This is a genomic window from Hydrogenophaga sp. A37, from assembly GCF_002001205.1.
Classification (GTDB): Bacteria; Pseudomonadota; Gammaproteobacteria; order Burkholderiales; family Burkholderiaceae_C; genus Hydrogenophaga.
This window is the reverse complement of the sequence record NZ_MUNZ01000086.1, coordinates 117,238-141,493: the sequence shown is the minus strand read 5'-3', so window position 1 is coordinate 141,493 and position 24,256 is coordinate 117,238. Positions and strand designations below refer to the sequence as shown.

The following is a 24,256-nucleotide window of genomic DNA, read 5'->3' as shown; positions in this document are numbered from 1 at the left end:
GCTGTGGACTTGCCCCTTCCCCCGCTGGGGGAAGGCGGGGATGGGGGCTCGCGCGCGGTGCCCCCACCCCAACCCTCCGCCAGCGGGGGAGGGAGCCAACACGCGGTCAATATGCCCATGGACGTTCTCCTGGGCAAGCCGCCCAAGATGCACCGCGATGTCAAGACGGTCCAGCGCAGCTTCCAGCCCATGGACCTGACCAGCGTGTCGCTGGAAAAGGCCGTGATCGACGTGCTCAGCCACCCGACCGTGGCCTCCAAACGGTTCCTGGTCACCATCGGCGACCGCACCGTGGGCGGCCTCAGTCACCGCGACCAGATGGTCGGCCCCTGGCAGGTGCCGGTGGCCGACTGCGCCGTGACCCTGGCCGACTACGCCGGGTTCAAAGGCGAGGCAATGAGCATGGGCGAGCGCACGCCGCTGGCGTCCATCAGCGCCGCCGCGTCGGGCCGCATGGCCGTGGCCGAGGCCATCACAAACCTGCTCGCTGCGCCCATTGAACTGTCGCGTGTCAAGCTGTCTGCCAACTGGATGGCCGCCTGCGGCGAACCCGGTGAAGACGCCGACCTGTACGCCACCGTCAAGGCCATCGGCATGGAGCTCTGCCCGGCGCTGGACGTCTCGGTGCCCGTGGGCAAGGACAGCCTGTCCATGCGCACGCAGTGGACCGCTGACGGTGAAAAGAAGAAAGTCACCTCGCCGGTGAGCCTGATCGTCACCGCCTTCGCCACGCTGGCCGATGTGCGCGGCACGTTCACGCCGCAGCTGGACACCACCACCGACGACACCACGCTGGTGCTGATCGACCTCGGCAAGGGCCAGAACCGCCTGGGCGGCAGCGTGTTGGGCCTGACCCTGGGCCAGCCAGGCAATCAAGTGCCCGACCTCGACGACCCGCAGGACCTGATCAACCTGGTCAACGCCGTCAACGCGCTGCGAGCCCAAGGCCAGGTCCTGGCCTACCACGACCGTTCCGACGGCGGTCTGCTGGCCGCTGCGGCCGAGATGGCCTTCGCCGGCCACGTGGGTGTGTCGCTCAACGTGGACATGCTGGTCACCGAAGGCGATGGCATCACCGACAGCCGCATGGACACGGGCGACGCCAAGAACTGGGCCAGCCAGGTCAGTGCCCGTCGCGAGGAACTCACGCTCAAGGCCCTGTTCAGCGAAGAGCTGGGCGTGCTGCTGCAGGTCAAGACCGCCGAGCGCAACGCGGTGATGCATACGCTGCGCGAGCACGGCCTGTCCAAACACAGCCACTTCGTCGGCAAGACCCGCCCGCTCTCGTCCCCCATCGACGTGGGCAAGGGCCAGCTGCAGGTCTGGCGCGACACCAAGGCCGTGTTCAGCGCCAGCCTGTTCGATTTGCACCAGGTCTGGGACAGTGTGAGCTGGAAGATCAATCAGCAGCGCGACAACCCGGCTTGCGCCGACGCCGAACACGCTGCTGCTGGCCTGCCCGCCGACCCGGGTATGCACGTGCACCTGACCTTCGATCCGAAAGAAGCGCATGCCGCACCGGCCTTGCTGCTTCACAAACCCAAGGTTGCCATCCTGCGCGAGCAGGGCGTGAACTCGCACGTGGAAATGGCTTACGCCTTCACGCAGGCCGGCTTCGAGGCCTACGACGTGCACATGACCGACCTGCAAACCGGCCGAGCCAAGCTGGCCGACTTCAAGGGCGTGGTCGCCTGCGGGGGGTTCAGCTACGGCGACACGCTGGGCGCTGGCATCGGCTGGGCACGCAGCGTCACCTTCAACCCCGTGCTGTCTGAACAGTTCCAGGGGTTCTTCGGCCGCGCCGACACCTTTGGCCTGGGTGTGTGCAACGGCTGCCAGATGTTTGCCGAGCTTGCCGACATCATCCCCGGCGCCGAGGCCTGGCCACGCTTCACCACCAACCAGAGCGAGCGTTTCGAAGCCCGTCTCTCCATGGTCGAGGTGCTGGCATCGCCCAGCCTGTTCCTGCAAGGCATGGCCGGCAGCCGCCTGCCGATCGCCGTGGCACACGGTGAGGGCTTCGCCAACTTCATGCACCGAGGCAACCCGGCCCAGGCCATTGCCGCCATGCGATTCGTGGACAACGCGGGCACCGCCACCGAACAGTATCCTTTCAACCCCAACGGCAGCCCGGGCGGCCTGACAGCGGTGACCACGGCCGACGGCCGCTTCACGGCCATGATGCCGCACCCCGAGCGCGTGTTCCGCAACATCCAGATGAGCTGGACCAGTGGCGACATCAACGCACACAGCCCATGGATGCGGATCTGGCGCAACGCCAGGAAATTCGTCGGTTGAACCGGATCAGTCCGCGGGACTGAAGCCTTTCTATCCCGACACGCTATTTCCTTCACTTCACAGACCACACCCCATGGCCTCCAGCCTTCTCGCACTTCTCGACGACATCGCCACCTTGCTTGACGACGTCGCCGTCATGACCAAGGTGGCCGCCCGTCAGGGCATGTCGGCCGCCGACGATGTGGCCGCCATGACGCAACTGGCCGCCAAAAAGACGGCTGGCGTGCTGGGCGATGATCTCGCGCTCAATGCGCAGCAGGTCACCGGCGTCAATGCCGATCGCGAACTGCCTGTGGTCTGGGCCGTGGCCAAGGGCTCGCTGCTCAACAAAGCCATCCTCGTGCCGGCCGCACTGCTCATCAGCGCCGTCGCGCCCTGGGCCATCACGCCGCTGCTCATGCTCGGCGGCCTGTTTCTCTGCTTCGAAGGGGCCGAAAAACTGCTGCACGCCTTCTTCCACAAGAAGAGCGAAGACGACGCTCACCACGCCGAGTTGCTCAAGGCGGTGAGCGATCAAAAGGTCGACCTCGTGGCGTTTGAAAAGGACAAGGTCAAAGGCGCCATCCGCACCGACTTCATCCTCTCGGCCGAAATCATCGTCATCACGCTCGGCACCGTCGCCGACGCCAGCTTCGCGCGCCAGGTCGCCGTGCTCGTGGGCATCTCGATCATCATGACCGTGGGCGTCTACGGGCTGGTCGGTGGCATCGTCAAACTCGACGACCTTGGCCTCTACCTGACCCGCAAAGCCTCAGCCGCCCAACAGGCCATCGGCCGCGGCATCCTGGCCTTCGCCCCCTTGCTCATGAAAACCCTCTCGGTCGTCGGCACCGCCGCCATGTTCCTGGTGGGCGGCGGCATCCTGCTGCACGGCGTGCCCGCGCTCGGCCACGCGGTCGAACATTTCGCTGAAGGTCTGGGCTGGATGGCCGGCATCGTCAACAACCTGGCGGGTGGCGTTGCCGGACTGATCGCGGGCGCGTTGTGCGTGTTGCTGTTCAACGCGTTCAACAAGATGCGTGGCAAATCAGCACACTGAGTCAATACCTCGCCCTTGACCTGAGTCAAGGCCCGATGGGCCGGGGTGTTTCAGACTGGCGGCACACATCGAGGAGCCACCATGAACACCCCCGTCGACACCACCGCACCGCTCAACAACTTTTCTGACTGCCACGCCGGCATCCTCAAGCGCCTGAGCGCGCTGGATGAGCTTCCCGCACTGCTGGCGCCCGCTGCCCGCGCCCGCCAGATCGCCGAAGAGTCGCTGGAATTCTTCCGCGAAGCCATCTTCGAACACCACCTCGAAGAAGAGCGCGAGCTGTTCCCGGCCGTCATCGCCAGCGCGAAACCCGGCGAAGAAATGGAGCGCGTCAAAGGCATGGTCAAGCGCCTCACCGAAGAACACCGCATGGTCGAAGCGCTGTGGAAGCGGCTTGAAAAAGGCCTCAAGCCTGTGGCCAAAGGCCACAGCACCGACCTCGATGTGAGCGAGCTGCAGCGCCTCGTCACCGAGTACACCGGCCACGCCGCCTACGAAGAGGCAGAGTTCCTGCCCCTGGCCGAGGTGATCCTCGGGCGCAACAGCAACCACATGGCTGCACTGGGCCTGTCGTTGCACATGCGGCACGCCAAGGCGGTGAACGCGTACGTTTGATCGGAGCCTACCGCGAGAGGGCTGCCGTCTGGGGCGCTTGCGGCTGTTCTTGCAGGTTGGGCTGAAGCCCCTCTCTGGAAGCGACCTTCAGGGTTGAATCGGTGAACGAACGGTTCAGCGCCTCCGGCACGCCGATTTCGCTGATACCGAACGCCTGCTTCAGCGCAATGGTCTGCTGGTCTTTGCTCAAGAACACGCCCTGCACATCGCCACGCCCCGCGTTCTCGGTCGCGACCGCTGCGGCCGAACGGGCGAGGGTATCGATCTGTTCCGGTGAATGGGTGGTGCCCAGCTGGCGACTCAGCGCCTCCGCGGCCATCTGGTGAACCTTCTGCTGCTCGGAGTTCAATGCCTCGGGTCCGGCGTCGGCGCGTGGCTGGGTGCGCGACACGGTGCCTTCCTGAAAGCCCTCGACCTTCTTCATGCCGTCCAGCAGCGCCCCAAACTCCCTCTCGCTGAGGTCCTTGATCTTTTTGCCACGCAGATCAACCCCCTGGCTGTCGCCAACGGCGTAGACCGATTGGGCGTAGGCGTCGGTGTTGGCCTTGCCGGTGTAGTCGTCCACCGCATAGCCTTTGAGCATCTCGGGAATGGTCTTGTCGCCGTGGCCGTTGCGCAGCAGTTGCGCCTTGGCGGCCCGGCCAGCGGCTTCCGTTTCGAACACCGCGTTGCCCCACTGGTCCAGTGCCACGACACCTTCGTACCGCCCTTGGGCTGCGGTCAAGGCGGCCTCTTTGGTCCGCGCCGTGTGAACGGTCTTGTCGGCGCTGTTGGCGTACTCGAATTTGAGGTTGCCGGGGTTGTTGTTGCGCCAGGAGACGGTGCCGCCTTCGCGCGTCTCCACCGACCCGTCGTCCATCTGATAGACGCGGGTCTTGCCTTCTGTCCTGATCAAGCCGGTGATTTTGTGGGGGTCACCCATGTTGTTCGCTCCCTGAAAGAATGTGGCGATCAAGGCGCGCCACCCGCCATGAAACCGGGGGTGGCCAGCGTCAGCGGACGGAGACGTCCTTGAGGTGGTACTTGCCCGAGCGGCTGACGCGGCAATACGGTGTGGCGCGCAGCACAACCGTCTTGCCAACATGCACGGCCACTGAAGCGCTTTCAACCGCAAGCACCGAGGTGGTCTGCTCGCCGCACTCGGCCTTGTCGTCGAGCTTCAGGGGCGCTGCGAGCTCCAGGCCATAGGCCTTCAGGCCAGCACCTTCACCCGGCTGGCCGAATTCGAGTGGGCCGACGATCTTGCCCGTGAACTCGCCTGGTTGATTGACCGTCTGCCCCCCTGTGGCAGCACATGCGGTCAGAGCGACCAGGAGCCCGCCAGCGGAAAAGGCAAGCGCAATGGAACGACCGGTCAAATGCATCAAAGACTCCCTGAAGTAATAAGAAAGCACAGTATAGGCAGGCAGAACACCGGTTTTTGAGCGGCTGCAGGTGTTTACAAATGGTTCATTTGAGGGCGCCTGATCATGCTTGGACTACAGTCCGAGCGACATGAAACCCGGACAAAACCATCCACCCCACCTTCCGCCAGAACACTGGTGTGTCAAAAGCAGCGACAGCGTCGGTGTGCTGAACATCCCCGGCCTCAATGGCCACGCCCGCGTGTTCGACGTGGACGCCAGCCTGCTGGTGGACGTCCCGCCCAATGCCGAGGGCGCCTGGCTGGAGCTGACAGTGGAGTTCGATGGAAAGCGCCAGTGGTCGCGCCGCATCCCCGCCCACAACCCGGGTCAGACCGATGGGCTGGAATACCACCAGCGGGTGCGGCTGGAAGCGGAGCAGGGCTTGCGCGTTCGGGCGGTGGTGGCGGTCAAGGGGGTGCGGGTCCGGCAGTTGGTGGTGGAGGCGCGGGAGGAGGCGTGAGAAGATGGTCAAGCCCGCTGGGCTGCGGTATTTGTCTGGATTTTTGTTGAACAAGTTACTTTAAATATCGCTTGTAGAAGTATGTTTTAAAATAGAAATCACCAGTATTTCCTCTCCAAACTTTCCTGCAAGCACGGTTTTTGTACCGCAGGGTATCTGCGGGATACATTGCCTTATACGATCCTAGCCAAGCAATGAAACTCCATGATCTTCTTGAATCGGTCACGGACGAGCAGTCGTTTTTAGCGTTCGTGGAGGCGCTGCGAGAGGATCGCGAAATTGACGCCACTGCTGAAAAGGCGTCGCCCTCCAGTCCATATGGCCCAACCCAGGGTGGTTGGGAAAACGTGACGATTGAGTCTTTTCTTGAATCGGCATGTTCTTGGGCGGAAGACACCGGCTTTGGCGAGTCTCAGAATCTGAGTGACGCATCCCCTTGGAGGAAGTTCGCCACGTTCCTGTACCTGGGAAAGATCTATGAGTAGCGAGCTTCAGAACCTGTTGATCGATGGGACCGCCAACGACGCCCAGCACACTCTCGTTCTTTTGGCGGTGAGTGCACCTTTTTCGTCCAATCATCGCCAACGATAGCGCTCAAACCGCAATGACCAATTCACCGACCTCAAACTTAAAACGATTGGTGCAGATCGAGCGACTTCGGCTGGTTCGCACCTGGTTCATTGGGATCGGAGTGGTGATCATTCTCTTCTCCCTGTCCATGCTCGGCAGGGTTGACAGCAACCCAAAGTGGTGGGGCAACACGTTTGCTGCATTGAGAGATCTTGGTTTGCTGCAAGGGTTCGTGCTTCCCGGTTTGGGTGTTGGGTTGATTTTTCTGGTTTCTGCGGCAGTCGTTACCGCATTGCTCAGGAAAAAAGAAGGAATCGACCTCTGACCGCCTATGGCCCTGACATGGCGCTCAAACCCGTCCAAGTCGGTCGCTGGACGCAACACGATAAAACCGCGCAGCGCCGTTTTTTGGCCATACGTCAGACCCCAGGCACCGGCCGCGTCCGGTAAAACCGCACCGGGCTCGCCGGCACCGCGTTCATCACGCTGCGCTTGATCTTGCCCACCACGTGCATTTCGCAGGGCTTGCAGTCGAAGCGCAGGGTGAGCTTCTCTTTGCCGTTGATCAGCTGCATGGGCTCGGCCTTCACCGTGCCTTGCACGCCCGTCACGCCTTTGGCCTGCTTGGGGCAGAGGCTGAGGCTGAAACGCACACAGTGCTTGGTGATCATCAGGCTGACTTCGCCTTCTTCTTCGTGGCTCTCGTACGCTGCGGCAATCACGTTCACGCCGTGTCTGGCGTAGAAGTTGCGCGCTTTGTGGTTGAAGACGTTGGCGAGGTAGGTGAGGGTGTCTTCGGGGTAGTTCGTCGGAGGTTCGACGGGTGCGGCGCGCGGCAGGCGGTGCCAGGCGGCGGTGCGGGCGGCTTCGAGCTGGGCCAAGGCGTCGCGTCGCAGGGCGTTGAGCTGGGAGGCGGGCACGAAGCGCGGGCCGTTCAGGTGCAGCGTCACGTCCAGCGGCTGAAAGATCGTGTCGCCCAGGCGTGAGAGGTTCTCGCGCAGCTTGGCTTCGGCCTGGCTCGGGTCTTTGGCGTTGTCCAGTGCGCAGGGCAGGGTGGCGCTGCCACTGTGGCCGTCTTCGTCGGTGACGGTCAGTTGCAGGCCGTCGGCCGTCTCATTCAGCGCGAGCCATGCGCCGATACGTCGTTCGGCCGATTTCTTTTCCAGCCCACGAACCCAGTCCATGTCGCGGTTGCGGTTGACCTGCACGCCCTTGCGCAGGTCTTTGAAGTCGGCCATGGGGTCCTTGGGGAACACGCGCCAGCGCTTGGGGGAGCCCACACCCCAACCCTCTCCCAGAGGGAGAGGGAGTGAATTCTTCCTCTCTCCCGCACGCGGGAGAGGGAGTGATTCGGCCCGGTTGATCTGCAGGCCCACGAGCTCCTTCTGCAGGTCCAGGTAACACAGGCCGTCGCCGTTGTGGATGACGATGTCGGGGTCGTCGGTCTCCAGCTCCACGAAGTTGGGGCCGACCTGGGTGACGAAACCGATGGGGCGGCCCGGGTTCTTGGGTGTGTCGAAAGCGCCGATGTCGTCTTTGCGGCCCTGCACGAAGTAGTCGGTGAACTCGCGGTTGAAGTTCTGGTCGGGGTCGGGCTGGAAGTGGAAGCTGCATTCGCCGCTGCTGGCGCGGGCGAGCTCGGGCCGTTCTTCCAGGATTTCGTCCAGCAGCACGCGGTAGTGCGCGGTGATGTTCTTGACGTAGGCCATGTCCTTGTAGCGGCCTTCGATCTTGAAGCTGCGCACGCCGGCGTCGATGATCTCGCGCAGGTTGTTGCTCTGGTTGTTGTCTTTCATCGAGAGCACGTGCTTGTCGTGCGCGACGATGCGGCCCTGGTTGTCTTTCACCTCATAGGGCAGGCGGCAGGCCTGAGAGCAGTCGCCCCGGTTGGCGCTGCGGCCGGTGTGGGCGTGGCTGATGAAGCACTGGCCGCTGTAGGCCACGCAGAGCGCGCCGTGCACGAAGAATTCGAGGATGGCGCGGCCGGGTGAGTCCTTCGGGCCGAGTGCGGCGTCGATGGCGGCGATCTGCTGAAGCGTCAGCTCGCGCGCCAGCACGATCTGGCTCAGCCCAGCGTCTTGCAGGAAGCGGGCCTTTTCGGGCGTTCGGATGTCGGTCTGCGTGCTGGCGTGCAGCTGGATCGGCGGCAGGTCGATCTCCAGCAGGCCCATGTCCTGCACGATCAACGCGTCCACGCCAGCGTCGTACAGCTGCCAGGCCAGCTGGCGCGCCGGCTCCAGCTCGTCGTCGCGCAGGATGGTGTTCATCGTCACGAAGATGCGGCTGTTGAAGCGGTGCGCGTGGGCCGCGAGGCGGGCGATCTCCTGCACGCTGTTGTCGGCGCTGGTGCGGGCGCCGAACGACGGTCCGCCGATGTAGACCGCGTCGGCCCCGTGGTTCACGGCCTCGATGCCGATGGTGGCGTCGCGGGCGGGGGCAAGCAGTTCGAGTTGGTGGGGCAGCATGGTGACTCGACAAAAAGGGCAGTGCAGAATCGGGCGGAGCAGTGAGTGAAACCACCCGCTGAAAACAGCCCGATATTCTCCCGGAGAACCCGCATGTCTGCACCCCTTGATCTTTCGAGCACGGCCATCGTGCTGGTCCATGGTTCCTGGCACGGCGCCTGGTGCTGGAAGCGCGTGCTGCCGCTGCTGCGCGGCGCGGGCGTGGACACCCATGCCGTCACGCTCACCGGCGTGGGCGAGCGCGCGCACCTGCTCAGCCCCAGCGTCGGCATCGAGACCCACATTCAGGACGTGGTCGGCCTGATCGAAGCCGAAGAGCTGCAGCGCGTGGTGCTGGTCGGCCACAGCTACGCCGGCAACCTGATCACCTGTGTGGCCGACCGCCTGCAGCGCTCACACCCGGGATTGCTGCGACACCTGGTCTACCTGGACGCGGGCATCCCGACGCCGGGCAGCAGCTGGAGCTCGCCCCATTCGCCCGAAACCGTGGCCAAGCGCGTGGCCGAGGGCCAAGCGAGTGGCGGCCTGAGTTTTCCTCCACCGGACGCGAGCGTGTTTGGCCTCCAAGGCGCCGACCGCGACTGGGTCAACCGCCGCCAGACGCCGCAGCCGTTTCGCCTGTACCAGGAAGCGCTGAACTTCGACCCTGCATTGGTGTGGGCCGTGCCGCACAGCTTCATCGACTGCACCAACCCGGCGTTGCCGACCATCGACGCTGCGCGCAAGCGGGTTCGCAGCGAACCGGGCTGGAAGGTGCACGAGCTGGCGACCGGGCACGACCCGATGGTGAGCGCACCGAAGGATCTGGCGCAGCTGCTGCTCGCCGTCCATCACCAGTCCAGTCGGGATTGAGGCTTGGTGGTGCCCCAGGTGTCGGCACATCGCCTCGACCGCATCGACCTGCTGCGCGCAGCGGCGATGTTGTGGATGACCGCGTTCCACTTCTGCTTCGACCTCAACCACTTCGGGCTCATCACGCAGGACTTTCACCACGACCCGTTCTGGACCTGGCAGCGGTCGGCCATCGTGAGCCTGTTCCTGTTCACCGCCGGGCTGTCGCAGGCGGTGGCGTTCCAGCAGGGGCAGGGCTGGGCGCGTTTCTGGAAACGTTGGGCGCAGGTGTCGGGCGGTGCGCTGCTGGTGAGCTTCGGCTCGTGGCTGATGTTCCCGGACACCTTCATTTATTTCGGCATCCTGCACGGCATCGCGGCCATGCTGATCCTGGTGCGACTGACGGCGGGCTGGGGCGGCTGGCTCTGGCCGCTGGGGGCGCTGGCGATCTCGATGAAGTGGGTCGCGCCGCTGGTGATCGGCGAGCTGCCCTTGCTGGCTTTCCTGAACCAGCCGGGCTTCAACGCACTGGGCTTCATCAGCCACCTGCCCATCACCGAGGACTACGCGCCGGTGCTGCCCTGGCTGGGCGTGATGTGGTGGGGTGTGGCAGCGGGGCGCTGGGCACTGGCGAACCGGCCGGACTGGCTGGGCGCGGGCGATCCGCCTTCGACCGGATTGAAGAAAGGGTTGGTGACCCTCGGGCGCTGGAGCCTCTCCTATTACCTGGCGCACCAGCCTGTGATGATTGGCCTGCTGTTGGCGTTCGTCTGGTGGCGGAGCTGAGCGGGTTCAGGCGCAGAAAGGCCGGAGAAACTGCCCGGCCACGAACAAATCCTTTTCAATTGCGCGCCGCACGCCCGCGCTGTCCTTCAGGCGCAGCGCCATGACCGCGTCGCCGTGCGCCTCGTTGATCACGCGCAGCGAGGCCTGCACCTCGAACAGCTTGTTGGACAGCGGCCCGACCTTGAGCCAGACGGTCTCGATCAGCGAGAGCAGGGTCGGCGAGGCCGCCGCCTGGTAGAGGCGCAGGTGGAACAGCTCGTTGGCGTCGAGGTAGCCCTTGGCGTCATTGACCCTGAGCGCGTCGCGCATGCGCTGCTCCAGCGCCAGCAGCTCGGCCACACCGGCGGCGTCCAGCCGGTGCGCGCCGCGCTCGGCGGCCTCGCCTTCGAGCAGCAGCCGGGTCTGCAGCACGTCATCGAACTCGGCCAGCGAGAGCTTCGGCACGGTCATGCCGGCGTGCGGCACGTTGACCAATGCGCCCTCGGCCGCCAGCCGCTGCAACGCGGCGCGCACCGGCATCACACCCACGCCCAGCTGCTGCGCGATGGCGTGGATCTTCAGCCGCTCGCCGGGCAGGAACTGGCCCACCGTGACCCACTGGCGCAGGCGCGCATAGGTCTCGTCCTGCTGGGTCGGCGCGGGGGTCTTCATGCCTTGGGGGTGATCTGGGTCAGCACCTCGTCCAGCGCACCGATCAGTTGCGCGACATCGTCTGTTGTGGTCTGCGGGCAGACCAGCATCATGTTGTGAAAGGGCGTGATCATCACGCCGCGGTTGAGCAGGCCGAGGTGAATCAGGTGCTCCAGCTCGCCGTCGAGCACGCCGTCGGCCTCGCTGCCGTTGCGCGGCGGGGTGGAGCAGAACTGGAACTCGGTGCGCGCCCCGACCTGGGTCACGCACCAGGGCAGGCCGTGGCTCGCGATGACCGTGCGCAAGCCGTTGGCCAGCCGCTCGGCCAGCGCCAGCATGTGGTCGTAGGCGGCGGGCGTCATGACCTCGCCCAGCGCGGCGCGCATGGCCGACATGGCCAACATGTTGCCGGTGAGCGTGGTGCCGATGCCGCTGTGGCCGGGTGGTGCGTCCTGCTTGGCTTTCACAGCGCGCGCGGCGAGATCGGCGCTCATGCCGTAGACCGCGCAGGGCACGCCGCCGCCCACCGGCTTGCCGAACACGAGCGCGTCGGGTTGAATGCCGTGGGCGCGGGCGTAGCCGCCGGGGCCGGTGCTGATGGTGTGGGTTTCGTCCATCACGAGCAGGGTGCCGTGTTGCCGGATGAGTGCCTGGGCCGCTTCCCAGAACCCTGGTTCGGGCAGCACCATGCCGATGTTGGTCATCACAGGTTCGGCCAGCACGCAGGCCACGTCGCCTTGTTTCAGGGCGGCTTCGAGCGCGACGAGGTCGTTGAACTCGACCACCACGGTGTGTTCGGTCAGGTCGTGCACCTGACCCAGCAGGCTGCCGCGCTGCACCGGCTGGCCGTTGACCAGATCGACGAACACGTCTTCGATGGTGCCGTGGTAACAGCCGTTGAACACGAGGATCTTCTGGCGCCCGGTGGCGGCACGGATCCAGCGCACGATGTAGCGGTTGGCGTCGGTCGCGCTCATGGCGAACTGCCACAGGGGCAGGCCGAAGCGCTCGGCGAGCAGCGCGCCGACCGCGGCGGCGTCGGCCGTGGCGAGCATGGTCGTGAAGCCGCGCGTTGCCTGCCTGACCAGCGCGGCCGCCACGGGCGCGGGCGAGTGGCCGAACATGGCGCCGGTGTCGCCCAGGCAGAAATCGACCAGCCTGTGGCTGTCCACGCTGGTGACCTGCGCGCCGCTGGCCTGGCAAACGTGCAGTGCAAACGGCGTGCCCCAGTCGCTCATCCAGTGCAGCGGCACGCCGAACAGCAGGTGTTCGCTGGCCTGCGCGGCGAGAGCGGCCGAGGCCGGGTTGCGCTCGATGAAGGTCTGACGTTCGCGGGCGAGGAAGGCGAGGGCGCGCGGCCAGTCAATGCCGTTGCGGCTGGCGCGCTGTGGGGGGATCGAAGTGTCCATGGGGCGTCTCCTTCAAACCAGCAACAGCAGGTGTTCGCGCTCCCAGGAGCTGATCACGCGGTTGTAGGTGGCGTACTCCAGTTCTTTCACGGCCAGGAAGGCGTCGATGAAGGCGCCGCCGAACACGTCGCGCACCGGCTCGCATTCGCGCATGCGGCGGATCGAGTCTTCCATGTGGCTGGGCAGCTCGAAGTCCATGTCCCAGGCGCTGGTTTTCATGGGCTCGGTGGGCTGGCGTTCTTCCACCATGCCGAGGTAACCCGCGCCCAGCGTCGCGGCCATGGCCAGGTAGGGGTTCACGTCCACGCCCGGCACGCGGTTTTCCAGCCGGCGGTTGGCGGGGTCGGACTCGGGCACGCGGATGCCGCAGGTGCGGTTGTCGTAACCCCATTGCACGTTGATCGGCGCCGACATGAAGCGCGAGAGCCGGCGGTACGAGTTCACGTAGGGCGCGAGCATCGGCATGATCTGCGGCACATAGCGCTGCAGGCCGGCGATGTAGTGGCGGAAGGCGGGCGTGGCCGCGCCAGCTTCGTCGCTGAAGATGTTCTGACCGGTCGTCGCGTCGAGGATGCTCTGGTGAATGTGCATGGCGCTGCCCGGCTCGGTCTCCATGGGCTTGGCCATGAAGGTGGCGAAGATGCCGTGGCGCAGCGCGGTTTCACGCACCGTGCGCTTGAACAGGAACACGCGGTCGGCCAGGTCCATGGCATCGCCGTGGGTGAAGTTGATCTCCATCTGGCCGGCGCCGGCCTCGTGGATCAGCGTTTCCACACCCAGGCGGTGCACCTCGCAGAAGCGCGACAGCTCCAGGAAAAACGGGTCGAAGTCGTTCACCGCGTCGATGGAATACGACTGGCGCCCGGCCTCGGGCTTGCCGGTGCGGCCCAGCGGTGGCTGCAGCGGTTCGTGCGGGTTCTGGTGACGCGCCACCAGATAGAACTCCATCTCGGGCGCCACCACCGGCTGCCAGCCCTGCACCTCGTACAGGGCAAGCACGCGCCTCAGCACGCTGCGGGGCGCGAGCGCCACCGGCGAGCCGTCGAACTCCTCGCAGTCGTGGATGATCACCGCCACCTGCTCGGCGGCCCAGGGAACCATGCGCGCGGTGGCCAGGTCGGGCACGCAGACCATGTCGGGGTCGGTGTCGCCCACGAACGCGGCGTTGTCGGGCTGCTGGCCGTTCACCGTGTTGAGCAGCACGCTCTTGGGCAGGCGCATGTGGCCCGAGTTGAGGAACAGGTCCTTGGGCAGGATCTTGCCCCGGGCGATGCCCGTCATGTCGGGGATGACGCACTCCACTTCGTGGATGCGGTGTTCGGCCATGAAGGCTTGTAGGTCGGCGTTGGATGGCATGTCAGCCCTTGTATTTGATCAAAAAGTGGCCGAATTATCTTCTAAAACCAAATTTCTTCAAATATTTGATCAAATATAGCCAGCCTCACCTGAGCGCTTCAGGCCGCTGAAGGCACAAAAAAACGCGACCGAAGTCGCGTTTTTTGGGAGGGCGGGCCGGTTCGGCTTACTGCACCTTGGCCTTCTCGCGCAGTGTCTTCTGGTACTCGGCCAGCTTCTGCTGCTGCATCTGCTGGGCGATCTGCGGCTTCAACTCTTCGAAGGCCGGCAGTTTGGCCTGGCGCACATCGTCCACGCGGATGATGTGGAAACCAAACTGGCTCTTGACCGGCTCGGGCGTCATCTGGCCTTTTTCCAGCTTGATCATGGCTTCGGAGAACTCGGTCACATAGCTGGCGGCGTTGGCCCAGTCCAGGTCACCACCGTTGGCACCGGAGCCCGGGTCCTTGGACTTGGCCTTGGCCTGGTCTTCGAACTTGGCGCCGCCCTTGATGGCCGCGATGATGGCCTTGGCGTCTTCTTCCTTCTCCACCAGGATGTGGCGCGCGCGGTATTCCTTGCCGCCGTTGGCCGCGGTGAACTTGTCGTATTCCGCCTTGATTTCGGCGTCGGTGACGGGGTTCTTCTTCTGGTAATCGGCGAACAGGGCGCGGATCATGATGGTCTGGCGGGCCAGCTCCATCTGGGTCTTGAAGTCGGCGGTGGCCGCGATGCCGCGCTTCTGTGCTTCCTGCATGAAGACCTCACGCAGCACCACTTCTTCCTTGATCTGCGCGCGGGTGGCGTCGTCGACCTGGCGTCCGGAGGCAACGATCTGCTGCTCAAGTGCCGCGACACGGGCGGTGGGCACGGCCTTGCCGTTCACGATGGCCACGTTCTGGGCCACAGCCCAGGGTGCGGTGGCGATCAGGGCGGCCGCGGTGAGAGCCGACAGGGAGAATTTCATGGTGTTCCTCGGGGTATGAAAAAGGGTTGAACGCTTCAATGGGTGCGCGGATGGCACAGCAGCGTCTGCGATGGGGTTCAGGTGATGATTTCGATGGCCAGCGCGTGCAGCCCGGCATCGGTGAAATTTTGCAGCGCATCATACACAAGGCGGTGCTGCGCCACGCGGCTCTTGCCGGCAAACGCCGGGGAGGCAATGCGCACCCTGAAATGAGTGCCGTAACCCAGGCCGTTGGCCCCGGCGTGTCCCGCGTGGGCAGCGCTTTCGTCGAGCACTTCGAGCTGGGTGGGGGTGAGGGCGGCATCGAGCGCCGCCTGCAGGCCACCGGCGGTGGGGGCGAAGAGGTTGGAGGGCATCATGAAGATCCGGTGCCGGCTTCGCCGTCGTTTTTCAGGTATTTCGAGATGTACAGGCCCTGCCCGACGATGAAGACCACCGGGAACGCGTAACCCCAGAGCTTGAAATTCACCCAGTCTTCGGTGGAGTAGTAGGCCGCGACGTAGGCGTTGATGGCGGCCATGAACAGGAAGTAGGCGACCCAGATCGCTGTCAGGCGTGCCCAGACGGCCTCGGGCAATGAGAGCTGGCTGCCCAGCAGGATCTGCAGAAAGTTCTTTTTCCAGACCCAGAGCGCAGCGGCGAGCACGATGGCCATGCTCGCGTACAGCACCGTGGGCTTCCACTTGATGAAGCGCTCGTCGTGCAGCGCCAGCGTCAGCGTGCCGAACACGATTATCAGCACCAGCGTGACCTTCTGCAGGGTCTGCAGCTTGCGGTCGATGGCGTAGATGAGGCCGGTCTGGAGCAGCGTGGCCCCCATCAGCACGCCGGTGGCGGTGTAGATGTCACCGAGCTTGTAGGCCGCGACGAAGAGGGCGATGGGGAAAAAGTCGATCAGAAAGCGCATGGGGTGGATTATCGGCGGAGTGGGCAAGGCATCAGAACCCGTGGGGGAGATCAAGGTTCCCGGGCTTTCTGCCGATACAGAGGCAGTCCCCGCGCCGCCGGGCCCACCAGGTGTGGGCACGATGGCCTTCTTCCTTCATCTGTATCAAGGTGTGAGCCATGACCGACGACGACCAGTTCGAGAGCTTCAAAGTGTCCCTTTCTGCATTCATGCAACAAACCCACGCGCTGGTTGACCGTGTGCTCTCCGACGAAACCCACAAGTCGCACCTCGCACCGCTGGTGCCCTGGGTGAGCGAGGTGATGTCGGCATCGATGGAGACCGTGCTGGTGGAGCAGGTCGGTCTGGCCTACTGGTCCCGCATGGGCATGACTTCCACCTCGACGCCGGCCCGGCTCAAGATTCTGGAACTCGACGGGCTGTCTGCCGCGATCAGCCAGAGCCTGTCGCCCGCTGCGGCACCGGACGGCACCGCGAGCTTCGCCCAGACCCACCTGCTGGGCGTGTGCAGCCTGACCGTGGGCAGCCTGCTGGATGCGATCGGTGACATGTTCCCGCTGGTGCGAGGCGTCCTGCGCTCCACCCAGGACGCCATCGACGTCGCGCGGAGCTGATCTCCTGGCGGTCCGGAGCGGTCAGTGCAGGAACTTGGGTGACCCGGTGGGCTCTACAGTGCGGTTCATTCGCACAACAAGGGCATCACCACCATGGACATCCAGGCACAGAAAGCCATTCTCACCATCGCGCTGCTGGCCGCGTTCGCCGACGGCGACAAGGCCGATACCGAACGCGAGGCGATTCGCCAACTCTCCGAAACCCTGGGGCACGACAGCGCTGGCGCGGGCCTGGCCGGGCTGTACCAGGACGTGCTGCTCAAGCGCGTGACGTTGGCCGACGCGGTCGGCGCACTGACCGACCCCAGCCACCGCCAACTCGCCTATGAAATGGCGGTGTGCGTGTGCGACGCCGACGGGCGTCAGAGCCCGGCCGAGACGGCCTTTCTGGCTGACTTGAAGGCCCGACTGAAACCCGATGCGGCCCAGACAGCCGCGTTTGAGCGCGAGGCGGACGCGGTGGTCGACGCCGCCGAGGCGGCCGCACCCGCCTCGCTGCCCGCGGTGGTGGCGGCCTCCATGGCCACGCCACTCTCGAAAGTCCCCTCGATGCAGGACGACGAGCTGGACGCCCTCATCCTGAGTGGGGCGAAACTCAACGGCGCGCTGGAGCTCCTGCCTCAGTCGTGGGCCTCCATGGCCATCATCCCGCTGCAGGTGCGCATGGTCTACAACATCGGCAGAGCGCACGGCATCGAACTCGACCAAGGCCACATCAAAGAATTCATCGCCGCTGTGGGGGTGGGTCTGACCTCGCAGTACGTCGAACAGTTCGGGCGCAAGCTGCTGGGCGGCCTGTTGGGCAAGATCGCCGGGCGCACCATCGGCGGGATCGGCAGCGCGGCCACCGGCGTCGCGTTTTCCTTCGCCACCACCTACGCGCTGGGCCATGTGGCCAAGCGCTACTACGCCGAAGGCCGGGTGATGAGCACTGCACTGCTGCAGGAGAGCTTTCAGAAGCTGCTGGTACCGGCCAAGCAGATGCAGGCCCAGTACCTGCCGCAGATGCAAGAGCTCTCACGCACGTTGGACATGGGCAAGGTGCTCAGCATGGTTCGCGGGGGTCGGTGAGCCAAGCGGCCCGTTTCAGCGCGCTGCAACCGGGCGTTGCCGGGGTAACAGTTCGCGTGTTCGGGTTCTCGGGCAGAATGCCGTGGCAGTATGAACAAGCCCTTGCGCGGAGCGACCACGCAAGCACTTTTGAACCCCCGTTTTTTGAGGACCTTACCGATGACGATGCATCCCCGTTTCAAGCTGATCGCCATGTGCCTGGCCGCTGCCGTCTTCACCGCTGCCTGTGGTGGAGGTGACGAAGACCCGTTGCCCGGCGACACGACCGGCGATGTGGTGGCCAAGTACATCGGTTCCTGGGAATCCGACTGCTACGAAGACAGCGGCGCTTCCGCCAAAGCCCGCGCCGATTTCACCAAAACTTCGGCCACTAGCTTCACCGGCGACGTGATCGCCTATGCCTACGTCGGCACCTCATGCTCGGGACCCAGCGTCAAGGATGAGAAGGTCCTGACGGGCCTGTCGATGACGCACGCGGGCACCAAGACCTTGGGCGGCGTGACAGTCGACAAGTTCTCCGGCACCTCGACCCAGAAGAACGGCAAGCTGGTCATGTACGTCAACGGCAACACCCTGCAACTGGGTGACGTGGACGGCCCCGAAGATGCCGAAGGCTACGCCAACGCCTTCTACGACAGCCGCTACACGCTCAAGCGCATCCAGTAAGGATTTGCCTTTGAGGACCAAGAAAGGGCCGGGGCTCACGCTCCGGCCCTTTTTTACATTGCGGCTTCGAGCATGGTCCGGTAGTCGTCCGGGCTCGCAAGGCGCGGGTTGGTCTTGTGGCAGTGGTCGGCCAGCGCGCCTTCGATCACCTTGCCGAACAGATCGGGCGTGACACCCATGGCGGCCAGGCCGCTGGGCAGGCCCAGGCGGGCGTTCATGTCCTTGATCGCTTCGCCGATGTCGCTGCCGCTGGCCAGGCCCATGGCGTGGGCCATGCGGTCCAGCCGGCGGTCTTTCTTTATCGACTCGGCCTCGGCGTTGAACGCGATCACGGCCGGCAGGAACATGGCGTTGAGCGTGCCGTGGTGCAGGCGCGGGTTCACGCCGCCCAGGCTGTGGCTCAGGCTGTGCACGCAGCCCAGGCCTTTCTGGAACGCCATCGCGCCCTGCATGGATGCGCTCATCATGTTCAACCGCGCCTCTCGATCGCTGCCATCGTTCGTTGCGCGTTCGATGTGCGCCCAGCCGCGCTGCAAACCATCAAGCCCGATGCCGTCGGCCGGCGGGTTGAAGGCCGGTGCCATGAAGGTTTCCATGCAATGGGCGATGGCGTCCATGCCGGTGGCGGCGGTCAGCATGGATGGCAGGCCCAGCGTGAGCTCCGGGTCGAGGAGGGCAGTCTTGGGCACCAGGTGCCAGCTGTGAAAGCCCAGCTTGCGGCCGTCGTCCACGATCACGATGGCGCCGCGCGCCACCTCGCTGCCGGTGCCAGCGGTCGTCGGGACGGCAATCAGCGGTGGCACGCGGTCGGTGATCTTCGGCGAGCCGCCTTCAATGGTGGCGTAGGTCTTGAGCGGGCCTTCGTGCACCGCCGCGATGGCCACGCCCTTGGCGCAGTCGATGGAGCTGCCGCCGCCGAGCGCGATCAGGCCGTCGCAGCCTTCGGCTCGGTACACCGCCACCGCGGCTCGCACGGCCGCTTCGTTCGGGTTTGACGGCGTCTGGTCAAACACCGCCGGCTTCAGGCCGGGCAGGGCGGCGAGCGCTTTGTCGAGCAGGCCCACCGCTTTGACGCCCGCGTCGGTCACGATCAGAGGGCGCCGGATGCCCACCCGTTCGCACTCGGCCTGCAGCTGCGAGAGCGCGCCGAAATCGATCAGGATGTTCGTCACATAGAGGATTTGGGCCATAAGGTTCCGCTCTCCCCCTGCGCCGCTTCGCGTCTTCCCCCACAGGGGGACCACACCAGTGGCCCGGCAAAGCCGGTTCCACGGTGTGCGCTGGGTGGCGCCTGTGTGTTCGAGGGGGTGGTGTTGCCCAGCGCAGCACTGTGGCGAATATACGGGTGTGGGGCGCTCCGACCAACGTCACCCACACGGCAGCCGGTCGCACAAAAGACAGCCACAATGCCGACCCATGTCGCACCACCGCAACCCCAGAGCCCTGTTGTCGCCCGCCATGCGCGGCGTGCTCGACCGCATCGCCCGCGCCGGGCACCCGCCCATGCACGCCCTGTCGCCCGATCAGGCCAAGGCCGCCTACGCCGCCGGTGCGGGGGTGCTGGACATTCCGTCGCACAAGCTGGCCCGGGTCGAAGACCTGAGCATCCCCGCGCGAGACGGCTTCGCCTTGCCTGCCCGGCTGTTTGCTCCGGCGTCCGAACACCCTCTGCCCGTGCTGCTGTACTTTCACGGCGGCGGCTTCACGGTGGGCAGCGTGGCCACGCACGAGCCCCTGTGTCGCCACGTGGCCCATCTGGCGCACTGCGCTGTGGTGTCGGTGGACTACCGGCTTGCCCCGGCATCGAAATTCCCGACCGCCGCCGATGACGCCTGGGACAGCCTCGCCTGGCTGCGCGACCACGCCAGCGCGCTGCGGCTCGACGGTGCCCACCTCGCGGTCGGCGGTGACAGCGCCGGCGGCACACTCGCCGCGGCAACCGCCATCGCCGCGCGCGATGCGGGCTGGCCGCTGGCCCTGCAAGTGTTGTTCTACCCCGGCACCGCCGGCCACCAGAACACCCCCAGCCACAAGACCTTCGCCGAAGGTTTTCTGCTGGAAGAGCCGCACATCACCTACTTCTTCAACCAGTACCTGCGCGGCCCGGAAGACCGGAATGACTGGCGCTTCGCCCCACTGGACGGTGTCGATGCGCACGGTCAGGTGCGTGAGCTGGACGGCGTGGCCCCGGCCTGGATCGGTCTGGCCGAGTGCGACCCGCTGACGGACGAAGGCGTGATGTACGCCGACCGCCTGCGCATGGCGGGGGTGCCGGTGGACATCGAAATCTATGCGGGCATGGTGCATGGCTTCATTCAGTTCGGCCGCGCCATCCCGCCGGCATTGACCGCCCACAACGACGCCGCCCGTGCCCTCAGACACGCCTTTGGAGCCCGCTGAATGACCACCCTGAAACGATCAGACTTCCGCTTCTTCCACCGCCTGCGCGTGCGCTGGGCCGAAGTGGACATGCAGAAAATTGTCTTCAACGCCCACTACCTGATGTACTTCGATACGGCCATCAGCGACTACTGGCGAGCCCTGGCGCTGCCCTATGAAGCATCGATGCGCCAGCTCAACGGCGATCTTTACGTGGTCAAGGCCACGGTCGAATTTCATGCCTCCGCGCAGCTGGACGATCAGATCGAGGTTGCCATGAAGTGCAGCCGCATCGGCAGCTCGTCCATCACCTTCACCGGCGCCATCTTCCGAGGCGACGAGCACCTGATCACCGGGGAGCTCATCTACGTGTTCGCCGACCCGGCCACACAGACCTCGCGTCCGGTGCCCGAGGCGCTGCGCCACATCCTGTTGGGCTATGAAGCGGGCGAGGCGATGACCACCGTGACCATCGGCGACTGGGCCACGCTGGGCGCCGACGCCCAGGTGCTGCGCACCGACGTGTTCGTTGAAGAGCAACGCATCCCCAAGGAACTGGTCAGCGACGCGGCCGACGCCACCGCGCTGCACGCCGTGGCCTACAACCGCCTGGGCACACCGGTGGCCACGGGGCGCATGGTGGCTGAGCAGCCCGGCGTTGGCCGGATCGGCCGCATGGCGGTTCACCGGGTGCTGCGAGGGGGATCTCTGGGGCGCCTGGTATTGGTCGCGCTCACCGATGCGGCACGCGCGCGCGGTGACCGCGAGGTCATGCTGCACGCCCAGCGCAGCGCCGTGGGCTTTTACGAGCGGCTGGGATACCTGAAACGGGGCGATGCATTTGTCGAGGCGGGCATCGAACACCAGGAGATGTTCTGGCCCCTGGTGTGAGCGGCGCTACCAGTGCAGGCGGTGGGTCCGGCGCTCATCACCTGACCAGCGGTGCGGACCGACGCCACCCGCCCGGTGTGTCCATTCGTCCAGCCGCACTTGCCATGGCCCGCCGGCATCGCCGGGGTGCGTCACGCGCGCGATCAGGCTGCTGCGGGTGCCATAGCCGCGCCCGAGCATGTCGACGAACGGGCTCGACAGCGCTTGCTCAATGTCCGTCGGAACGCCGGTCTGCGGCAAGGCTTGAGCGGCAACGGTGATGCGGTCGGCCAGAGCCTCTCTCAGCACCCGGTGCTGATCCTGCATCGACGGTGCGCCCAGCGCTTCGCCGACCGCCGACTTCAACCGCTGGGTCTTCGGCCAGGGTGTGTCCAGCGCCGCGTTCGACACCCCGTAAATGCCGGGTGCTAGTCGCTGGCTGTGCAGCTTTTCGGAGCCGTCCTCGTGGGGTCGCGCGGGATCGCGGTTGGTGATCCAGGCCCAGAAGCCCGCGTGGAAGTCACCCACGATCAGGTTGAACCCGCCGTGCGCGGCGGGGTCGATGCCGGCGATGAATTTTTCTGCGTCGACGTGGGTCTGGAGCCATCGCGCCGGCAACTCGCCCCGGCTGCGCCGGCCCGGACCTGGGTGGGCGTTTCGCACGTTGGTGAGCATGGCCACGCGGCCGCTTTCACCCACCCCCAGCCAGGTGCCGCCATCTCGCAGGTCGCGCCCGGCCAGCACGAAGCTGCCGTCAGGCAAGGCCCAGCGGTGCAACGGCTCGGTGGGGCGGTCGAAGAACTCGTCTCGGTTGGCGGCGATCAGCAGCGGGCAAGCTGGGTCGGCGTCGATGGCGAAGGCGATCAGGCACATGCCGGCCCCGGTGTTTCAAATGTCCGCGAGCAGCGGGTAGGGCAGGGGCAGCAAGCTCAGGCCCGGGCCGTCGGCAGCGGCGAGGTGCAAGCGGCCGCCGCCGGCCGCGCTGGTCTGCATGGAGACGATGGCGCTCCAGCCGGCTTCGGGGTGGGGTGCGGCCTCGACCACCGTGCCGCAAGGCTGCGAAGGATCGTTGACGTGGAAGATCTCCTGCCCCGTCGTCATGGCCGCGTCGCCCTGAACCACGTAGGCGCGCCGTTTGAGCGTGCCGCGAAACTGGCTGCGTGCGACCACTTCCTGGCCGGGATAACAACCCTTCTTGAAGTTCACGCCGCCGACCGATTCGAGGTTGAGCATCTGCGGCACGAAGGCCTCGACCACTGGCTGCGACAGCGTGGCCACACCGCTCATCACCTCCAGCCAGCGCCACTGAGCATCAGCCAGCCGCTCGCCGCCCGGAGCGGGCGCGTCCACTGGCGCCACCCACATCGCGCGGTCCACACCCGCTCCCGGATACAGACGCACCATTTGCCCGCCGTCTGCATCGAGCTTGCTCCACGGCGCGGCGGGCAACGCCGCCGGCACGGCATCGCCCGCCAGACCCCAGAGCTGAAACCCGGCGCTGGCGTCGCTGAGCTTGGCCTTGGCGCGCAGCAGGAACATGGACAGGCGCTTGAGCGTGGCCGGCAGCAGGTCGGCGCTGCACACCAGAAGAATGTCGTCGTGCGCCAACTTGAAACCGATGAAGCTGGCCAGCAGGCGCCCTTTGGCCGAGCAGAACCCGGCCAGGCGCGCTTCCGAGAGGCCGAGCAGCGAAAAATCGTTGGTCAGCTGACCGTGGAGGAACTTGGCCGCTTCTTCACCTTGTGCGCGGATCACGCCCAGGTGGAGCAATGGTGCGACGCCGTTCAGGGCTGCGGCGAGGGGAAGTCCGGTGGGGCTGGTGGTCATGCGCGGGGCATCGTGTGCCATGGGGGTGAAACAGTGCGGTCGATTATCATGCGCCGACCCTTTCAGCGCCTGACCGCGCCCAGTCCCCGACCTCCTTGCTGTGAAACGTTTTTTTGCCTGGCTCCTGCTGATGCCCCTGTTGTTGGCCGGTCTGACCGCAGCAGGCGCGTGGTGGTGGCTGGGACAGCCGCTGCCCTTGCCGGCCGGGACCAGTGCAGCGTCGCCGCTGGAGTTTCAGGTCGCCCCTGGTGCGTCGGCCCGCGGTGTGGCCGAAGCGGTTGCCCAGGCGGGCGTGAACACGCCGCCCACTGTGCTGTACGCCTGGTTCCGGTTGTCGGGGCAGGCGCGGGGCATCAAGGCCGGCACCTATGAGATCAAGCCAGGCACCACACCACGCGGCCTGCTGAACCAGCTCGTGAAGGGTGAGCAGGCGCTGCGCAGCCTCACGCTGCTGGAAGGCTGGAACTTTCGCGAACTGCTGGCCGCTGTGCGGCGCTCGCCCGACCTGACGCAAGACCTGGAGGGCTTGGACGCGGCCGGCGTGATGGCGCGCATCGGCTTCCCCGGCCGCCATCCTGAAGGCCGTTTTTTCCCCGACACCTACCGCGTGGTTCGCCATGCCGCGGCCTCCAGCGTGCTGCGCCAAGCCGCCCTGGCCATGGAAGAGCGGCTGAGCCAGGCCTGGGCACAACGCGACCCCGCTTCGCCGCTGCGCGCTCCCGACGAGGCGCTGATCCTGGCGAGCATCATCGAAAAAGAAACCGGCACCGAAGCCGACCGCGCGATGGTGGGCGGCGTGTTCAGCAACCGGCTGCGCATCGGCATGCGGCTGCAGACCGATCCCACCGTGATCTACGGCCTGGGTGAACGCTTCGACGGTAACCTGCGCCGCGACGACCTGCTGACCGACACCCCCTACAACAGCTACACCCGCGCCGGCTTGCCGCCCACGCCCATTGCCATGCCGGGCTGGGCGTCGCTGAAGGCCGCGGTGCAACCGGCCAACACGTCGGCGCTGTACTTCGTGGCGCGCGGCGACGGCAGCAGCGTCTTCAGCTCCACGCTGGCAGAGCACAATGCGGCGGTGCGTCAATACCAGTTGCAACGCTGA

The 24,256-nt window shown here is 65.6% G+C and carries 25 protein-coding genes and 1 pseudogene; 14 read left to right on the top strand and 12 right to left on the bottom strand.

The genetic code is table 11. The annotated features are described in order from the left end of the window. Positions 1-105 precede the first annotated feature (105 nt). The 3 genes and pseudogenes from purL to B0E41_RS09175 all read left to right on the top strand — a co-directional run. Positions 106-2,298: pseudogene (purL, locus tag B0E41_RS09185) on the top strand (phosphoribosylformylglycinamidine synthase); the annotation flags it as partial. A 73-nt stretch (positions 2,299-2,371) separates the two neighbouring features. Next, positions 2,372-3,337, top strand: coding sequence for a DUF808 domain-containing protein (locus B0E41_RS09180; RefSeq protein ID WP_077330775.1), 966 nt, complete (start codon positions 2,372-2,374; stop codon positions 3,335-3,337). An 81-nt stretch (positions 3,338-3,418) separates the two neighbouring features. Then, complete coding sequence (locus B0E41_RS09175) at positions 3,419-3,952, top strand: hemerythrin domain-containing protein (RefSeq protein WP_077330774.1); 534 nt, start codon at positions 3,419-3,421, stop codon at positions 3,950-3,952. Between the two features lie 7 nt (positions 3,953-3,959). On the opposite strand, the gene B0E41_RS09170 is transcribed toward B0E41_RS09175, so the two are convergent. Beyond that, a complete protein-coding gene (locus tag B0E41_RS09170) occupies positions 3,960-4,874 on the bottom strand; it encodes a hypothetical protein (protein ID WP_143433748.1) in 915 nt (304 codons plus the stop codon). Between the two features lie 70 nt (positions 4,875-4,944). Beyond that, on the bottom strand, positions 4,945-5,316 hold the full coding sequence (locus B0E41_RS09165) for a hypothetical protein (protein ID WP_077330772.1): 372 nt from the start codon (positions 5,314-5,316) through the stop codon (positions 4,945-4,947). Between the two features lie 130 nt (positions 5,317-5,446). On the opposite strand from B0E41_RS09165, the gene B0E41_RS09160 reads away from it, so the two are divergent. The 3 genes from B0E41_RS09160 to B0E41_RS09150 all read left to right on the top strand — a co-directional run bounded on the left by B0E41_RS09160 (position 5,447) and on the right by B0E41_RS09150 (position 6,713). Continuing rightward, complete coding sequence (locus tag B0E41_RS09160; RefSeq protein ID WP_077330785.1) at positions 5,447-5,818, top strand: hypothetical protein; 372 nt, start codon at positions 5,447-5,449, stop codon at positions 5,816-5,818. Between the two features lie 194 nt (positions 5,819-6,012). Further along, positions 6,013-6,303 carry a hypothetical protein gene (locus B0E41_RS09155; RefSeq protein WP_077330771.1) on the top strand — a complete coding sequence of 97 codons (291 nt, stop codon included), beginning with the start codon at positions 6,013-6,015 and terminating at the stop codon, positions 6,301-6,303. A 119-nt stretch (positions 6,304-6,422) separates the two neighbouring features. Continuing rightward, positions 6,423-6,713 (top strand): hypothetical protein, encoded by a 291-nt coding sequence (locus tag B0E41_RS09150; protein ID WP_143433746.1) that lies wholly within the window; start codon positions 6,423-6,425, stop codon positions 6,711-6,713. A 94-nt stretch (positions 6,714-6,807) separates the two neighbouring features. On the opposite strand, the gene B0E41_RS09145 is transcribed toward B0E41_RS09150, so the two are convergent. Further along, positions 6,808-8,853: a U32 family peptidase gene (locus B0E41_RS09145; protein ID WP_077330769.1), complete on the bottom strand. Its 2,046-nt coding sequence runs from the start codon at positions 8,851-8,853 to the stop codon at positions 6,808-6,810. Positions 8,854-8,946: 93 nt separating this feature from the next. On the opposite strand from B0E41_RS09145, the gene B0E41_RS09140 reads away from it, so the two are divergent. Then, positions 8,947-9,705, top strand: coding sequence for an alpha/beta hydrolase (locus B0E41_RS09140; protein ID WP_077330768.1), 759 nt, complete (start codon positions 8,947-8,949; stop codon positions 9,703-9,705). Between the two features lie 18 nt (positions 9,706-9,723). After that, complete coding sequence (locus B0E41_RS09135) at positions 9,724-10,470, top strand: heparan-alpha-glucosaminide N-acetyltransferase (RefSeq protein WP_077330784.1); 747 nt, start codon at positions 9,724-9,726, stop codon at positions 10,468-10,470. Between the two features lie 6 nt (positions 10,471-10,476). Here B0E41_RS09135 and B0E41_RS09130 read toward each other — a convergent pair whose 3' ends face one another. The 6 genes from B0E41_RS09130 to B0E41_RS09105 all read right to left on the bottom strand — a co-directional run bounded on the left by B0E41_RS09130 (position 10,477) and on the right by B0E41_RS09105 (position 15,718). Next, positions 10,477-11,121: a GntR family transcriptional regulator gene (locus B0E41_RS09130; protein WP_077330767.1), complete on the bottom strand. Its 645-nt coding sequence runs from the start codon at positions 11,119-11,121 to the stop codon at positions 10,477-10,479. Further along, positions 11,118-12,509, bottom strand: coding sequence for an aspartate aminotransferase family protein (locus B0E41_RS09125; protein WP_077330766.1), 1,392 nt, complete (start codon positions 12,507-12,509; stop codon positions 11,118-11,120). Before B0E41_RS09125 ends, B0E41_RS09130 begins: the two co-directional genes overlap by 4 nt. A gap of 12 nt (positions 12,510-12,521) precedes the next feature. Beyond that, entirely contained in the window at positions 12,522-13,865 is a 1,344-nt protein-coding gene (locus B0E41_RS09120) for a glutamine synthetase family protein (RefSeq protein ID WP_077330765.1), read from the bottom strand. Positions 13,866-14,031: 166 nt separating this feature from the next. After that, a complete protein-coding gene (locus B0E41_RS09115) occupies positions 14,032-14,811 on the bottom strand; it encodes a peptidylprolyl isomerase (RefSeq protein WP_077330764.1) in 780 nt (259 codons plus the stop codon). 77 nt (positions 14,812-14,888) lie between these two features. Beyond that, complete coding sequence (locus B0E41_RS09110; protein WP_253194723.1) at positions 14,889-15,167, bottom strand: BolA family protein; 279 nt, start codon at positions 15,165-15,167, stop codon at positions 14,889-14,891. After that, on the bottom strand, positions 15,167-15,718 hold the full coding sequence (locus B0E41_RS09105; RefSeq protein ID WP_077330762.1) for a septation protein A: 552 nt from the start codon (positions 15,716-15,718) through the stop codon (positions 15,167-15,169). Before B0E41_RS09105 ends, B0E41_RS09110 begins: the two co-directional genes overlap by 1 nt. 158 nt (positions 15,719-15,876) lie before the next feature. Between B0E41_RS09105 and B0E41_RS09100 the strand changes: the two genes are divergently transcribed. The 3 genes from B0E41_RS09100 to B0E41_RS09090 all read left to right on the top strand — a co-directional run bounded on the left by B0E41_RS09100 (position 15,877) and on the right by B0E41_RS09090 (position 18,069). Beyond that, entirely contained in the window at positions 15,877-16,332 is a 456-nt protein-coding gene (locus B0E41_RS09100) for a hypothetical protein (protein ID WP_077330761.1), read from the top strand. Between the two features lie 93 nt (positions 16,333-16,425). After that, positions 16,426-17,403, top strand: a complete 978-nt coding sequence (locus B0E41_RS09095) for a DUF533 domain-containing protein (RefSeq protein WP_077330760.1) — start codon at positions 16,426-16,428, stop codon at positions 17,401-17,403. Between the two features lie 159 nt (positions 17,404-17,562). Continuing rightward, positions 17,563-18,069, top strand: coding sequence for a hypothetical protein (locus tag B0E41_RS09090; protein WP_077330759.1), 507 nt, complete (start codon positions 17,563-17,565; stop codon positions 18,067-18,069). A gap of 53 nt (positions 18,070-18,122) precedes the next feature. Here the strand turns inward: B0E41_RS09090 and B0E41_RS09085 are convergent, their stop codons facing one another. After that, the gene (locus B0E41_RS09085) at positions 18,123-19,259 is read right to left on the bottom strand and encodes an iron-containing alcohol dehydrogenase (RefSeq protein WP_077330758.1); all 1,137 of its coding nucleotides are present in this window, start codon (positions 19,257-19,259) and stop codon (positions 18,123-18,125) included. Between the two features lie 226 nt (positions 19,260-19,485). Here B0E41_RS09085 and B0E41_RS09080 point away from each other — a divergent pair, with 226 nt between their 5' ends. Together B0E41_RS09080 and B0E41_RS09075 are read left to right on the top strand one after the other, a co-directional pair. Then, on the top strand, positions 19,486-20,469 hold the full coding sequence (locus B0E41_RS09080) for an alpha/beta hydrolase (RefSeq protein WP_077330757.1): 984 nt from the start codon (positions 19,486-19,488) through the stop codon (positions 20,467-20,469). Beyond that, the gene (locus B0E41_RS09075; RefSeq protein ID WP_077330756.1) at positions 20,470-21,339 is read left to right on the top strand and encodes a YbgC/FadM family acyl-CoA thioesterase; all 870 of its coding nucleotides are present in this window, start codon (positions 20,470-20,472) and stop codon (positions 21,337-21,339) included. 6 nt (positions 21,340-21,345) lie between these two features. On the opposite strand, the gene B0E41_RS09070 is transcribed toward B0E41_RS09075, so the two are convergent. Next, the gene (locus B0E41_RS09070; RefSeq protein WP_077330755.1) at positions 21,346-22,191 is read right to left on the bottom strand and encodes an NRDE family protein; all 846 of its coding nucleotides are present in this window, start codon (positions 22,189-22,191) and stop codon (positions 21,346-21,348) included. 15 nt (positions 22,192-22,206) lie between these two features. Further along, complete coding sequence (locus B0E41_RS09065; protein WP_077330754.1) at positions 22,207-23,166, bottom strand: folate-binding protein YgfZ; 960 nt, start codon at positions 23,164-23,166, stop codon at positions 22,207-22,209. A 79-nt stretch (positions 23,167-23,245) separates the two neighbouring features. Between B0E41_RS09065 and mltG the strand changes: the two genes are divergently transcribed. Then, on the top strand, positions 23,246-24,256 hold the full coding sequence (mltG, locus tag B0E41_RS09060) for an endolytic transglycosylase MltG (protein WP_077330753.1): 1,011 nt from the start codon (positions 23,246-23,248) through the stop codon (positions 24,254-24,256).

Coding starts and splice junctions, on each gene's coding strand:
- B0E41_RS09115 (WP_077330764.1), bottom strand. CDS start 14,811: ATGAAATTCTCCCTGTCGGCTCTCACCGCGGCCGCCCTGATCGCCACC.
- B0E41_RS09160 (WP_077330785.1), top strand. CDS start 5,447: ATGAAACCCGGACAAAACCATCCACCCCACCTTCCGCCAGAACACTGG.
- B0E41_RS09175 (WP_077330774.1), top strand. CDS start 3,419: ATGAACACCCCCGTCGACACCACCGCACCGCTCAACAACTTTTCTGAC.
- B0E41_RS09180 (WP_077330775.1), top strand. CDS start 2,372: ATGGCCTCCAGCCTTCTCGCACTTCTCGACGACATCGCCACCTTGCTT.
- B0E41_RS09150 (WP_143433746.1), top strand. CDS start 6,423: ATGACCAATTCACCGACCTCAAACTTAAAACGATTGGTGCAGATCGAG.
- B0E41_RS09095 (WP_077330760.1), top strand. CDS start 16,426: ATGGACATCCAGGCACAGAAAGCCATTCTCACCATCGCGCTGCTGGCC.
- B0E41_RS09075 (WP_077330756.1), top strand. CDS start 20,470: ATGACCACCCTGAAACGATCAGACTTCCGCTTCTTCCACCGCCTGCGC.
- B0E41_RS09155 (WP_077330771.1), top strand. CDS start 6,013: ATGAAACTCCATGATCTTCTTGAATCGGTCACGGACGAGCAGTCGTTT.
- B0E41_RS09120 (WP_077330765.1), bottom strand. CDS start 13,865: ATGCCATCCAACGCCGACCTACAAGCCTTCATGGCCGAACACCGCATC.
- B0E41_RS09080 (WP_077330757.1), top strand. CDS start 19,486: ATGTCGCACCACCGCAACCCCAGAGCCCTGTTGTCGCCCGCCATGCGC.
- B0E41_RS09100 (WP_077330761.1), top strand. CDS start 15,877: ATGACCGACGACGACCAGTTCGAGAGCTTCAAAGTGTCCCTTTCTGCA.
- B0E41_RS09165 (WP_077330772.1), bottom strand. CDS start 5,316: ATGCATTTGACCGGTCGTTCCATTGCGCTTGCCTTTTCCGCTGGCGGG.
- B0E41_RS09140 (WP_077330768.1), top strand. CDS start 8,947: ATGTCTGCACCCCTTGATCTTTCGAGCACGGCCATCGTGCTGGTCCAT.
- B0E41_RS09130 (WP_077330767.1), bottom strand. CDS start 11,121: ATGAAGACCCCCGCGCCGACCCAGCAGGACGAGACCTATGCGCGCCTG.
- B0E41_RS09105 (WP_077330762.1), bottom strand. CDS start 15,718: ATGCGCTTTCTGATCGACTTTTTCCCCATCGCCCTCTTCGTCGCGGCC.
- B0E41_RS09085 (WP_077330758.1), bottom strand. CDS start 19,259: ATGGCCCAAATCCTCTATGTGACGAACATCCTGATCGATTTCGGCGCG.
- B0E41_RS09090 (WP_077330759.1), top strand. CDS start 17,563: ATGACGATGCATCCCCGTTTCAAGCTGATCGCCATGTGCCTGGCCGCT.
- B0E41_RS09145 (WP_077330769.1), bottom strand. CDS start 8,853: ATGCTGCCCCACCAACTCGAACTGCTTGCCCCCGCCCGCGACGCCACC.
- B0E41_RS09070 (WP_077330755.1), bottom strand. CDS start 22,191: ATGTGCCTGATCGCCTTCGCCATCGACGCCGACCCAGCTTGCCCGCTG.
- B0E41_RS09170 (WP_143433748.1), bottom strand. CDS start 4,874: ATGGGTGACCCCCACAAAATCACCGGCTTGATCAGGACAGAAGGCAAG.
- B0E41_RS09065 (WP_077330754.1), bottom strand. CDS start 23,166: ATGGCACACGATGCCCCGCGCATGACCACCAGCCCCACCGGACTTCCC.
- B0E41_RS09125 (WP_077330766.1), bottom strand. CDS start 12,509: ATGGACACTTCGATCCCCCCACAGCGCGCCAGCCGCAACGGCATTGAC.
- B0E41_RS09110 (WP_253194723.1), bottom strand. CDS start 15,167: ATGCCCTCCAACCTCTTCGCCCCCACCGCCGGTGGCCTGCAGGCGGCG.